The organism is Curtobacterium sp. MCJR17_055 (assembly GCF_003224335.1).
Classification (GTDB): domain Bacteria; phylum Actinomycetota; class Actinomycetes; order Actinomycetales; family Microbacteriaceae; genus Curtobacterium.
On sequence record NZ_QKLF01000002.1, the window covers coordinates 80275 to 93084 of the forward strand.

Sequence of the window (12810 nt, forward strand, 5' to 3'; positions counted from 1 at the left end):
CGGTCCCGCCCCGGACGGGACGCACCCCCTTCACGGACATCACTAGACCAGCGAGTCCCGCCAGGCCGCGTGCAGCTGCGAGAACCGCCCCGTCCCGGCGATGAGGTCGGCGGGCGTGCCGTCCTCGACGATGCGGCCGTACTCCATGACGAGCACCCGGTGGGCGATCGCGACGGTCGACAGCCGGTGCGCGATGATCACCGCGGTCCGGTCGGCGAGCAGGGTCTCGAGCCCCTCCTGCACCAGCCGCTCCGACGGGATGTCGAGCGACGCCGTGGCCTCGTCGAGGATGAGCACCTTCGGGTCCGCCAGGAACGCGCGGGCGAACGACAGCAGCTGCCGTTGCCCTGCCGACACCCGGCCGCCGCGCTTGTTCACGTCGGTGTCGTACCCGTCCGGCAGTGCCGTGATGAACGCGTGGGCACCGACCGCCTTCGCCGCCGACACGATGTCCGCTCGGGAGGCTCCCGGTCGACCGAGCTCGATGTTGTCCGCCACCGAGCCGGAGAACAGGTACGCCTCCTGCGTCACCATGACGACCGCCCGGCGCATGTCCTTCGGGTCGAGGTCCCGCAGGTCGACGCCGTCCAGGGTGACCGCGCCCGAGGTCGGGTCGTAGAACCGCGCCATGAGCTTCGCGAGCGTCGACTTGCCGGCACCGGTGGACCCCACGAGCGCGATGGTCTGCCCCGCCGGGATGTGCAGGTCGAACTCCGGCAGCACGACGCGGTCCTCCTTGTAGGCGAACGCGACGTGCTCGAAGTCGACCCGGCCGGCCGCGTCCGGCAGCTTCACCGGCTTCGCCGGATCCGGGACGCTCGGCTGCTCCTCGAGGACGCCGGAGATCTTCTCCATCGCGGCCGAGGCCGACTGGTAGCTGTTGTAGAACATGGCGAGTTCCTGCGCCGGGTCGAAGAACCGCTTGGCGTACAGCGCGACCGCGAGCAGCGCGCCGATCTCGAGCGACCCGCCGACGACCCGGAAGCCGCCGACGATGACGACCGCGGCGAGCGTCGCGTTCCCGATGAGCACCAGACCCGGGTCGAAGATCCCGAACAGGTTGAACACGCGGGCGTTCGCCTGCCGGTTCTGCTCGACCTGCTCGCCGTACTCGACCTCGTTGCGGGACTCCTTGCGGAACGCCTGCACCGCGCGGATGCCGGTCATCGTCTCGACGAAGTGCACGATCACGCGGGCACTCGTCGTCCGGGTGGACCGGAAGAGCTGCTGCGAGCGCTGCTGGAACCACCGGGTCAGGAACCACAGCGGCACGAGGGCGACCGCGAGCACCAGGCCGGAGGTCGGGTCGAGGAGCACGAGCGCCGCCGCGGTGAAGAGCATGTACAGCACGCCCTGGATGAGCTGGTTCAACCCGGAGTCGAGCAGTTCCCGGATCGAGTCGAGGTCGCTCGTCTGGCGGGAGATGATCCGGCCCGAGGTGTAGGTCTCGTGGAACTCGAGCGAGAGCCGCTGCGTGTGCAGGAACACCCGCTTCCGCAGGTCGAACAGGATCGCCTGGCTGATCCGCGCGGACAGCACGGTGTACCAGGCGGTGAGGACGGCGCCGACGACCGCGATCGTGATGTACGACCCCACGACGAGGAACGCCGGCGACCAGTCGTCCCGGTCGAGCACGGTGGGCAGGGCGTGGTCGATGCCCCAGGCGATGAGCGCGGGTCCGGCGACCTGCCCGGCGGTCGCGAGCACCACGACGACGGCGATGCCCCAGAGCCGGGCCCGCAGCGGCGCGGTGAGCGAGCCGAGCAGTCCGAGCGACCGGCGCCGCAGGCGGCGGCTCTCGGCCTTCGTGAAGTCCTCGCGTTCCTCGCCGCGCACCCCGTGCACGGTGATCGACGCGGTGACCGGGGCCGCTGCCTCGGCTGCCTGCGTGCCGGTGCCGACCTGCGCCACCGGCACCGATCCGCCCGTGGGTTCCTGGTCGACGGTCACGCGCGCGTCCTGGTCGGTCTCGTCGCTCATGCCATCGCCTCCTCTCGGTCGTCTGCGTCGTCGTCGTCGAGCGACGAGATGACGGCACGGTAGTGCTCGTTCGTGGCCATCAGCTCGGCATGCGTGCCGACGGCGGTGACGCGGCCGTCCTCCATGAGCGCCACCCGGTCCGCGAGCGTCACGGTCGACGGACGGTGGGCCACGATGAGCGAGGTCGTGTCGGCGAGGACCCGGCGGAGACCGGCCTCCACCCGGGCCTCGGTGTCGACGTCGAGCGCCGACAGCGGGTCGTCGAGGACGAGCACGCTCGGCCGCGCCGCGATCGCCCGGGCGAGCGCGAGTCGCTGCCGCTGCCCGCCGGACAACGACAGCCCTTCTTCTCCGACCCGAGTGTCGACGCCCTCGGGCAGGTCGTCCACGAAGGACGCCTGCGCGATGTCGAGGGCCTCGCGCATGATCCGCTCGGCCTCCGGGCCGGTCAGGTCCGGGCGGCCGAGCAGGACGTTGTCGCGCACGCTCGACGAGAACAGGGTCGCGTCCTCGAAGGCGACCGCGACGTGCCGTCGGAGTTCGGCTCGGGTGAGGTCCCGCACATCGACGCCGTCGATCGTGACGGACCCGCCGGTGACGTCGTACAACCGGGGCACGAGCGACAGCAGGGTCGTCTTGCCGGAGCCGGTGAGTCCGACGAGCGCCATCGTCTCGCCGGGCTGCAGGTGCAGCTCGACGCCGTCCACCAGGTCGGGGAACTGCGGCGGGGAGTCCTGGTAGCGGAAGTGCGTCGCGTTGAACGAGAGCGCACCGTGCGGCTCGGTGATGGTCTTCGGCTCCGCGGGGTCCGTGATCGTGTTCTCGGAGTCCATGACCTCGAAGTACCGGTCCACTGCGGTGCGGGTGTCGAACGTCATCGACAGGAAGAACCCGATCGACTCGATCGGGAAGCGCAGCACGGTCGCGGTCGCGAAGAACGCGAAGAGCTGCCCGACGCTGAGGTCCCCCTGGCTGGCGAGCCAGATGCCGGCGAGCAGGCAGAGCGCGAACGCCACGTCCGGCACGAGCAGCAGCCACAGCCAGATCGCCGCGATCGCCTTGGCCTTCTCGATCTCGGTGCCGCGCAGCTGCTCGGCCTGCTCGGCGAACTCGTCGAGCTTGTACCGGCCCCGCCCGAACGCCTTGAGCACGCGGATGCCGTGCACCGACTGCTCGACGCTCGTCGCGAGGTCGCCGACCTGGTCCTGGCTGCGGCGGGCGACGATCGAGTACTTCCGCTCGAACAGGACGCTGTTCACCCACACCGGGATCGACGCCACCAGGAAGATGAGGCCGAGCTGCCAGCCGAACGTGAAGAGCACAGCGAACCCGATGACGATCGTCACGACGTTCACGACGAGGAGCACGATGCCGAACGCCAGCCAGCGCCGGATGAGCGACAGGTCGGACACCGAGCGGGACAGCAGCTGCCCGGACTCCCATCGGTCGTGGAACGCGACGGGCAGATCCTGCAGCTTCGCGTAGAGCGCGTTCCGCATGCTCGCCTCGATGCGGGTCGACGGCCGCATGACGAGCTTCCGGCGCGAGGCGATGAAGAACGCCTCGAGGACACCGAGCGCGAGCACCGCGGCTCCGGCGGGCAGGATGAGTCCACCGTCCCCGGAAGCGAGCGGCCCGTCGACGAGGGCCTGCAGGACGTACGGGATGGCGAGCGCGACGACGGAGGCGCCGAGCGCCGCCAGCATCCCGCCGAGCAGACGCCATCGGTAGGGCTGGACGTAGGGCCAGAGTCGTCCGAGCGCGCGGGCGGTGGACGGTCGCGCCGGGGTCGGCGCCGGTTCCCGATCGGGTCCCTGGGACATGCGTGTGCGTCCTCGTGCTTCGTGCCGGGTCCCGTCGGCCAGGGGCTGGCCCTGTCCGGACGGGAGGCCCGGGGTGCGTTGCGTGGTCTGGTCGGCCGGTTGCCCGGTCACGGTGCCGCGGTCGTCGCCGTCGGGACGGCGTCCGTCGGTGGGCCGGATCGGCATCCGGTCGGAGGCGACGGGGACACGTGTCCCTGGCGCTCGGTCGGGCTGGGCCCGATCCGGCCCGGCGGGTGCGGGAGGCGGCTCTACGCGGTCGGCGTCGCCGGGACGACGGGTGCCCCCGCGGACGGGGACGACGCGACGGCGCGACGGGCGCGTCGTGCGTCGGGAGCGGTCCCGCTGATGGACGTCCGTGTCGTCCGGGCCCCCGTTGCCGTGGTGCCGGTCGTCGTGTCCATCGTCACTCCAGTCGTCGTCTTCGTCACCGTCGTGTCCGCGGTGCCGCCGACCCGTGGAGCAGTCGTCGGCTGAGGCCGCAGAGCCCTGCAGACTATCGGCAGCGACTCCCAGCGCGCAACCAGCAACGCGTGCTCCTCCGCCCCGCCGCCGCGGCCGCTGGATCGGTACTCAGTGGAAGAAGTGCCGCTCGCCCGTGAAGTACATCGTGACGCCGGCTGCCGTCGCGGCCGCGATGACCTCGTCGTCCCGGACGCTGCCGCCCGGCTGGGCGACCGCACGCACCCCGGCGTCGAGCAGGACCTGCAAGCCGTCGGCGAACGGGAAGAACGCGTCCGACGCGGCGACCGAACCGGCAGCGCGGTCCCCGGCGCGGTTCACGGCGAGGTGGCACGAGTCGACGCGGTTCACCTGCCCCATGCCGACCCCGACGCTCGCGCCCTGGTTCGCGAGCAGGATCGCGTTCGACTTCACCGCACGGCTGGCCTTCCACGCGAAGGCCAGGTCGGCGAGGGTCTGCTCGTCGGCCGGCTCGCCGGAGACCAGGGTCCACGCGGACTGGTCGAACCCGGTGAAGCGGTCGGCGTCCTGCACGAGGAAGCCGCCCGAGATCTGCTTGACCTCACGCTCGGCGAGCGCGAAGTCCCCCGGCAGCGTGAGCAGGCGGATGTTCTTCTTGCGGGACAGGACCTCGAGTGCCTCGGGGTCGAACGCGGGAGCCACGACGACCTCGGTGAAGATGTCGGCGATCGTCTCGGCCATGCCCAGCGTGACCGGACGGTTCGCCGCGATGACCCCGCCGAACGCCGACAGCGGGTCGCAGGCGTGCGCGGCGGCGTGCGCGGAGGCGATCGGGTCGGATGCGTCGGGGGCGGCGACCGCGATGCCGCACGGGTTGGCGTGCTTGATGATCGCGACGGCCGGCTCCGCGAAGTCGTACGCGGCACGGACCGCTGCGTCCGCGTCGACGTAGTTGTTGTACGACATCTCCTTGCCGTGCAACTGGGTCGCCTGCGCGATCCCGGTGCCGTCGGCGCTCGTGTACAGCGCCGCGGACTGGTGGGCGTTCTCGCCGTAGCGGAGCGTCGCGGTGCGGTCCGCGGTCAGCGTGAGCTGCTCCGGGAAGGCGCTGGGGGCCTCCCGGTCGTCGGCGCCGGACGCGACCGGTTCGGCGACGACGTCGGACGCGAAGTACGCGGCGACGGCGGTGTCGTACGCCGCGGTGTGGCCGAAGGCCTGCGCGGCGAGGCGCTTGCGGAGGGCGAGGTCGGTGCCGCCCGCACGGACGGCCTCGACGACCTCGGCGTAGGAGGCGGGCGAGACGACGATCGCGACGTTCGGGTGGTTCTTCGCGGACGCGCGGACCATGGCCGGGCCGCCGATGTCGACGTTCTCGACCACGGTCGCGGTGTCGGCGCCCGAGGCGACCGTCTCGACGAACGGGTACAGGTTCACGACGACGAGCTCGAACGGCGCGATGCCGAGGTCGGTGAGCTGCTGCTCGTGCGACTCGAGCCGGAGGTCGGCGAGCAGCCCCGCGTGCACGGCGGGGTGCAGGGTCTTCACGCGGCCGTCGAGCGACTCCGGGAAGCCCGTGACGCTCGCGACGTCGGTGACGGCGTACCCGGCGTCACGGATGGTCTGCGCGGTGGAGCCCGTGGACACGAGCTCGACACCCGCGTCGGCGAGGGCGCCGGCGAGCTCGAGCAGCCCGGACTTGTCGCTCACCGAGATGAGGGCACGACGCACGGGCACGACGTCCCGGTCGCGGTACAGGCTGGGGTCGGCGGCGTGCACGCTCATGCGGGGGTGGTGCCCTTCAGGTCGATGTGTCCGTTGGCGATGTCGAGGACGGTCTGGATGAGCAGCCGGCGTTCGACGGGCTTGATGCGGTCGTGCAGGGTCGACTCGGTGTCGTGCGGCAGGACCGGGACGCGCTCCTGCGCCAGGATCGGTCCGCTGTCGACGCCGTCGTCCACGGCGATGACGCTCGCGCCGGTCTCGGTCACGCCGGCAGCCAGGGCGTCACGGACGCCGCGCGCACCCGGGAACTCGGGCAGGTACGCCGGGTGCGTGTTGATGACCGACGGTCCGAACTCCGCCACGACCGCGGGCGGCAGCAGGCGCATGAGCCCGGACAGCACCAGCAGGTCGGGCGTCCACGGACGGATCTGCTCGGCGAGCGCCTCGCCCCACTTGGCGCGGGTCGCGTAGCGCGTGAACGGCACCGTGAAGGTCGGGATCGAGTACTCCTCGCCGAGCTGGAGGCCCTCGGCGTCACGGTCCGCCCCGATCGCGACGACGCGGGCGGGGTACTCGGCATCGCGGGTCGCCTCGAGCAGGGCCCGGAGGTTCGACCCGGTACCGGAGATCAGGACGACCAGTTCGAGCACGGGAACAACCCTAGCCTCGATCGATCGTCGCGGCGGTCGACCTCGGTCCCGCGCAGCGTGCCCAGAAGAAGGTGAGCCGGTAGCTCAGGCGTCGGTGTCGCCCTTCGGCCTCCGCCACCACGGCAGCTCGTCCTCGGGGATCTGGTCCGTCGTGTCCCAGGTCGCCGCACGGGGCGCCGGTCGCGCGGGCGGCTCCGGGTCCACGTCGTCCCGCCCGGCCACGAACTCCTCCGTGCTCCAGGGGAAGGCCGGCTGCTCGTCGGTCCGCGGCGGGACGGGGCCCGCGGAGCCCGACGGTGCAGGTGCGGCGTCGGTCGTGGGTGGGACGGCACCGCCGGGGCGGTGCCGCAAGGCGTCCGCGCGGTCTCGCAGGTCGCCGGCCCGCTCGCGCAGGTCCCCGGCCCGGTCGCGGGCACCGGTGGCAGCGGCACGGAGGCGTGCCCGGACGCTGTCGACGGCGCCGCCGGCTCGCGTGCGCGGCCCGGCGGCAGCGCCCGCGTGGTCGTCCAGACGCTCGGATGCGACAGCGTCCGTCCGCGCCCAGTCCGGCAGGTCGACGTCGGTGGCCTCGGCGTGCGCGGCCTCGGTCTGGGACGGCGCCGCGTCCGGCGCAGCCGGGAGGCCCGTGTCGGCCCCGCCGTGCTCCGCCCCGTCCGCACCGCGTCCGGGCCGGTCGTCGCCGCGTCCGGGCTGGTCGTCGCCCGCCACACGGTCGGACGTCAGCGTCTCGCCGCCACGGTCGAGGTCGGCGGTCGCTCGGGGAACCGCACCGGAGTCCGTGCTGGCGTGCGTCACCGGGTCGTGCACCTCGTCCACCGAGAACCGGTGCACGTCGGTGGTCCGGCCGGCGCCCGCGTGGTCGAGGGCAGCGATGAGCGACCCGTGGTCGGCGCTCGCGTCCGCGGTGGCGACGTCGTCCTCGACCTCGTGCCAGCGCTCACCGATCCAGGAGCGCTCCGGCAGGCGCACCAGGTCACTGCCGATCGCGAGCGCGATGATCGCGGGGACACCGACTTCGAGTGCGGCGACGGCACCGACCACCAGGGCGTCCGGGCCGACGACGGCCAGGCGCCCCGGCCCCGCCGACCCCGCGGTGAGCCCGGTGACGACACCGGTCAGGACACCGGCGACCAGCCCGGTCACGACTCCGCCGAGCGCCCGGTACAGGGCCGAGTCGGCGGACCCGAGCGCACGGACGAGCCGCGGACGCAGCAGTCCACCGGTGACGAAGCCCGCCACGACGGGCACCAGGATCCAGACCAGGCCGAACGTGTGTCCCGACGTCGGCAGCGCCCCGAGCAGCGGCACGGCCGGGAGCGGGCCGAGCACGGTCCCGAGGGGCGACACCGACGATCCGGCGCCGATCGCGAAGCCCGGGCCGACGAGCCACGCCGTGGCCCACCCGACCAGGTCCGGGACGAACGCGAGCTGGCCGACGGTCATGGCGATGCCGCCGACGACACCGGCGTGCGACCGTTCGTAGAGCGTGATGACCTCGGCGAAGGAGCCGAGGAGCGCGAACCCGACCAGGATGCCGGCGACCGCCACGACGCACGCGGTCGCGACGGTGCCGGCGCGCAGACCGAAGCCGACGACGCCGCGCCAGAGCGCCGGGATGCGGCCGACCAGGTCCACCACCCGGAGGGTCAGCGGATCGGCCGCCTGGCCACGCCGCCGCCGGCAGACCTCGGCCGTGACGACGGCCGGGACGCCGAACCAGAGCGCGGGCAGCACGACGGCCTGCCAGATCACCGGGTGGGTGGCGCTCGTGGTCGCGGTGAGGGCGACCAGCAGGCCGAGGGCGGCGACCGCCGCGGTGCCGACCAGGACCCCGGTGACGCGGTGCTCCGTCTCGGCGAACCGGCGTCCGGCCCGGCCGCCGAGCCACGCCGTGACGACGGCGAACCCGAGGGCCGCGAGGGTGACGACGATCGGTGCGGACGCCCCGGGGAGACCGGTGGCCTCCGCCGCCGCGGAGCCGAGCGTGAACGTGACGTCCACGCCGTGACCGACGAGCCAGACGTTGCCCGCCGCGGTCCAGAAGACGCTCCAGTCGACCTGGAGTCCGTACTCGAACGCCCACAGCAGGGTGAGCGGCACGAGGGCGACGCCCACGCCGACGCCGACCGTCACGATCGCTTCGATCACGGCGAGGAGGGCGGTTCCGAGGCGGTTCATCGCAGCGAGGATACGTGCCCGACCCCGCGCAGGACGGGAGGCTCGGCGCGGGTCCCGCACCGAGCCTCCCGTCCGACAGGAGCACGCGTCAGCGCGCGGCGATGACCTCGCGCAGCAGCGCGGCCGTCTCGGACGGCGTCTTGCCGACCTTGACGCCGGCCGCCTCGAGCGCCTGCTTCTTCGCCTCGGCGGTGCCGGCGGAACCGGACACGATCGCGCCGGCGTGGCCCATCGTCTTGCCCTCGGGGGCCGTGAAGCCCGCGACGTACCCGACGACCGGCTTCGTGACGTTGGCCTTGATGTAGTCGGCGGCGCGCTCCTCGGCGTCGCCGCCGATCTCACCGATCATCACGATGGCCTCGGTCTCCGGGTCGGCCTCGAACGCGGCGAGCGCGTCGATGTGCGTCGTCCCGATGACCGGGTCGCCGCCGATGCCGATGGCGGTCGAGAAGCCCAGGTCGCGCAGCTCGTACATCATCTGGTAGGTCAGGGTGCCGGACTTCGAGACGAGGCCGATCGGGCCCTTGCCGGTGATCGTCGCCGGGGTGATGCCGACGAGCGACTCCCCCGGGGTGATGATGCCGGGGCAGTTCGGCCCGATGATCCGGGTCTTCCCACCGAGCGCCTTCGCGTGCGCCCAGAACACCGCGGCGTCCTGCACCGGGATGCCCTCGGTGATGACGACGACGAGGGGGATCTCGGCGTCGACGGCCTCCATCACGGCGTCCTTCGCGAACGCCGGCGGGACGAAGACGATCGAGACGTCGGCACCGGTGGTGTCGATGGCCTCGCGCACCGAGCCGAAGACGGGGAGCTCGACGTCGCCGTGCGTGACGGTCGTGCCGGCCTTGCGGGCGTTGACACCGCCGACGACCTGCGTGCCGGCCTTGAGCATGAGGGCGGTGTGCTTCGTGCCCTCACCGCCCGTGATGCCCTGGACGATGACCTTGGAGTCCTTGTTGAGGAAGATCGACATTGCTCTGGTGCTCCTTACGCCGCGGCCGCGGCGAGCTCGGCGGCCTTCTCGGCCGCATCGTCCATGGTCGCGGCGACGGTGACGAGCGGGTGCGCTGCCTCCGCCAGGATCCGTCGGCCCTCGTCCACGTTGTTGCCGTCCAGGCGGACGACGAGCGGCTTGGTGGCCGCATCCCCGAGCATGCCGAGCGCGGCGACGATGCCGTTCGCGACGGCGTCGCAGGCGGTGATGCCGCCGAAGACGTTCACGAAGACGCTCTTCACCTGCGGGTCGCCGAGGATGACGTCGAGGCCGTTGGCCATCACCTCGGCCGAGGCACCGCCGCCGATGTCGAGGAAGTTGGCGGGCTTCACACCACCGTGGCGCTCACCGGCGTAGGCGACGACGTCGAGCGTCGACATGACGAGCCCGGCGCCGTTGCCGATGACGCCGACCTGGCCGTCGAGCTTCACGTAGTTGAGGCCGTGCTGCTTCGCCTTGGCCTCGAGCGGGTCCTCGCTCGCGGTGTCCTCGAGCTGCGCGTGCCCCTCGTGGCGGAAGTCGGCGTTCTCGTCGAGGGAGACCTTGCCGTCGAGGGCGAGGATCTGCCCGTCGCCGGTGCGGACCAGCGGGTTCACCTCGACGAGGGTGGCGTCCTCGCCGGCGAACACGTCGTAGAGCTTCACGAAGACGTCCGCGACCTGGTCCTGGAGCTCGGATGGGAAGTTCGCCTGGCGCGCGATGTCGAGCGCGGCCTCCTTGTTGATGCCGGTGAGCGGGTTCACCTCGACGCGCGCGAGCGCCTCGGGCTTCTCGACCGCGAGCTGCTCGATCTCCATGCCGCCCTCGACGCTGGTGAGCGACAGGTAGGAGCGGTTCGCCCGGTCGAGCAGCACCGAGAAGTAGAACTCCTCGGCGATGTCGGCACCCTGCGCGACCATGACGCGCTGCACGGTGTGGCCCTTGATGTCGAGGCCGAGGATCGCCTGCGCGTGCTCGAACGCCTCGTCCGGGGTCTTCGCGACCTTGACGCCGCCGGCCTTGCCACGGCCACCGACCTTCACCTGCGCCTTGACGACCACGACGCCGCCGATCTGCTCGGCAGCCGCCTTCGCCTGCTCGGGGGTGTCGGCGATGATCCCCTGGAGGACGGGGACGCCGTAGGACTCGAAGAGGTCCCTGGCCTGGTACTCGAAAAGATCCACGCTGTTCTTCTTCCCGCACGGTTCGTGCGATCGGCATCGGTGTCCGGTCGCGCCTCCACATCGAGGGTCGCTCGATGTCGAGACAACGGCCGCGACCGAGCCTAGCGCTGGCAGGTGGACGCGCGGTGCCCCGGTGGAGAACGCGCTGCCCGCGCCGGCCGCCGACCTCTGTCGTCCGGGGTACGCCGTCTCCGGGCGACCGACCAGGCCGGATCGTGCACCGTCGATCGGGTGCAGAACGAACTCCGTACCCGTACCGCCGAGGTCTTCGGTTGGGAACTCCGCGACGCGCAGGAGACCGTGGTCGACGCCGTCCTCGAGGGCCGTGACGCCCTCGCCCTCATGCCGACCGGTTCCGGCAAGTCCGCGATCTACCAGGTCGCCGCCCTCGCACTGGACGGCCCCGTCGTCGTGGTCTCGCCCCTCGTGGCCCTGCAGGAGGACCAGGTCGTGGGGATCGAGGACCACCCGGACGCACCCCGCGCGGTGACGATCAACGCGACCCGGGCGCACCGCGAGCTCGAGGACGCGTGGGACGCCGTCGCGTCCGGGGCGGCCCGCTACGTCTTCCTCGCCCCGGAGCAGCTCGCCAAGGACGAGGTCGTCGACCGGCTGCGGGAGGCCGGGGTCGCGCTGGTCACGGTCGACGAGGCGCACTGCGTCTCGAGCTGGGGCCATGACTTCCGCCCGGACTACCTGGTGCTCGGCGAGGTCATCGAGCGGCTCGGACGTCCTCCGGTGCTCGCGATGACGGCAACCGGTTCGACGCCCGTGCGCAACGAGATCGTCGAGCGGCTCGGGATGCGCGACCCGCTCGTCGTCGCGACGGGCTTCGACCGCCCGAACCTGCGCTTCGAGGTCCAGCGGCACAGTGACGCCGACGAGAAGCGTGACGCGGTCGTCGCCCAGGTGGTCGGGCTCGAGGGCGCGGGGATCGTGTACGTCGCCACCCGTGCCGAGACCATGCTCTACGCGGACGAACTCGTCGAGAGCGGTCGCCGCGCCAAGGCGTACCACGCGGGCCTGCGCGTGCGGGACCGTGAACACGTGCACCACGAGTTCCTCGACGGCGCCCTCGACGTCGTCGTCGCGACCAGCGCCTTCGGCATGGGCATCGACAAGCCGGACGTGCGCTTCGTCGTGCACGCCGACGTCCCCGAGTCCGTCGACGCCTACTACCAGGAGGTCGGCCGGGCCGGACGGGACGGCGACGTCGGCCTCACGACACTGCACTACCGCTCCGAGGACCTCGGGCTCCGCCGGTTCTTCGCCTCCGGATCGCCCCGGCCCGCGTCGCTCCGGGCGGTCTTCGACGCGGTTCCCGAGGACGGGGTCCTGCCCCGGTCCGAGGTCGCCGAGCGTTCCGGACTCGCCGCCCGCACCGCTTCCCGCGTCGCCAACGCCTTGGTGGACGCCGGCGCGCTGTCCGACGCCGCCGACGGACTCCGCCGTGTCCCGGACGGCCCCGCCGACGCGGACGCCGCGGTCGAGCTCGCCAAGGCGCACGCGAAGGAGCGGGAGCGGGTGGAGGAGTCGCGCATCGAGATGATGCGCCGTTTCGCCGAGACGACCGGCTGCCGTCGGCAGTTCCTGCTCGGGTACTTCGGTGACGAGCTCCCCGAGCCGTGCGGCAACTGCGACACGTGCTCGGCGGGCACCGCGACCGACACGGATGCGCACGGGGCGGACGGGTCGCACGACGCCGAGTGGCCGCCGGACGCGCCGGTCGAGCACGCCGAGTGGGGCCGGGGCACGGTCATGAGCACCGAGGACGACCGGTTGACGGTGTTCTTCGAGTCCGCCGGGTACCGGACGCTGGCCCTCGCCGACGTGACCGAGCGGCACCTGCTCGAGCGCGTCTGAGGCACGTGCGGCGG

9 protein-coding genes are annotated in these 12810 nt (G+C 72.3%); 2 read left to right on the top strand and 7 right to left on the bottom strand.

Annotation, left to right across the window (positions count from 1 at the left end):
- Positions 1-42: 42 nt before the first annotated feature.
- Positions 43-1851 carry an ABC transporter ATP-binding protein gene (locus DEJ16_RS04430; protein ID WP_110824432.1) on the bottom strand — a complete coding sequence of 603 codons (1809 nt, stop codon included), beginning with the start codon at positions 1849-1851 and terminating at the stop codon, positions 43-45.
- 125 nt (positions 1852-1976) lie between these two features.
- Complete coding sequence (locus tag DEJ16_RS04435; RefSeq protein WP_110824433.1) at positions 1977-3803, bottom strand: ABC transporter ATP-binding protein; 1827 nt, start codon at positions 3801-3803, stop codon at positions 1977-1979.
- 345 nt (positions 3804-4148) lie between these two features.
- Between DEJ16_RS04435 and DEJ16_RS15925 the strand changes: the two genes are divergently transcribed.
- Positions 4149-4277 carry a hypothetical protein gene (locus DEJ16_RS15925; protein WP_258365820.1) on the top strand — a complete coding sequence of 43 codons (129 nt, stop codon included), beginning with the start codon at positions 4149-4151 and terminating at the stop codon, positions 4275-4277.
- A 96-nt stretch (positions 4278-4373) separates the two neighbouring features.
- Here DEJ16_RS15925 and purH read toward each other — a convergent pair whose 3' ends face one another.
- The 5 genes from purH to sucC form a co-directional block, all read right to left on the bottom strand.
- The gene (purH, locus tag DEJ16_RS04440) at positions 4374-6005 is read right to left on the bottom strand and encodes a bifunctional phosphoribosylaminoimidazolecarboxamide formyltransferase/IMP cyclohydrolase (RefSeq protein ID WP_110824173.1); all 1632 of its coding nucleotides are present in this window, start codon (positions 6003-6005) and stop codon (positions 4374-4376) included.
- Positions 6002-6595: a phosphoribosylglycinamide formyltransferase gene (purN, locus tag DEJ16_RS04445; RefSeq protein ID WP_110824174.1), complete on the bottom strand. Its 594-nt coding sequence runs from the start codon at positions 6593-6595 to the stop codon at positions 6002-6004. Before purN ends, purH begins: the two co-directional genes overlap by 4 nt.
- Before the next feature lie 84 nt (positions 6596-6679).
- Positions 6680-8773 (bottom strand): DUF6350 family protein, encoded by a 2094-nt coding sequence (locus tag DEJ16_RS04450; RefSeq protein ID WP_110824175.1) that lies wholly within the window; start codon positions 8771-8773, stop codon positions 6680-6682.
- 88 nt (positions 8774-8861) lie between these two features.
- Positions 8862-9749, bottom strand: a complete 888-nt coding sequence (sucD, locus tag DEJ16_RS04455) for a succinate--CoA ligase subunit alpha (protein ID WP_110824176.1) — start codon at positions 9747-9749, stop codon at positions 8862-8864.
- A gap of 14 nt (positions 9750-9763) precedes the next feature.
- The gene (gene sucC, locus DEJ16_RS04460) at positions 9764-10933 is read right to left on the bottom strand and encodes an ADP-forming succinate--CoA ligase subunit beta (RefSeq protein WP_110824177.1); all 1170 of its coding nucleotides are present in this window, start codon (positions 10931-10933) and stop codon (positions 9764-9766) included.
- A 231-nt stretch (positions 10934-11164) separates the two neighbouring features.
- Here sucC and DEJ16_RS04465 point away from each other — a divergent pair, with 231 nt between their 5' ends.
- Positions 11165-12796, top strand: coding sequence for a RecQ family ATP-dependent DNA helicase (locus tag DEJ16_RS04465; RefSeq protein WP_110824178.1), 1632 nt, complete (start codon positions 11165-11167; stop codon positions 12794-12796).
- The last annotated feature ends 14 nt before the right edge of the window (positions 12797-12810 follow it).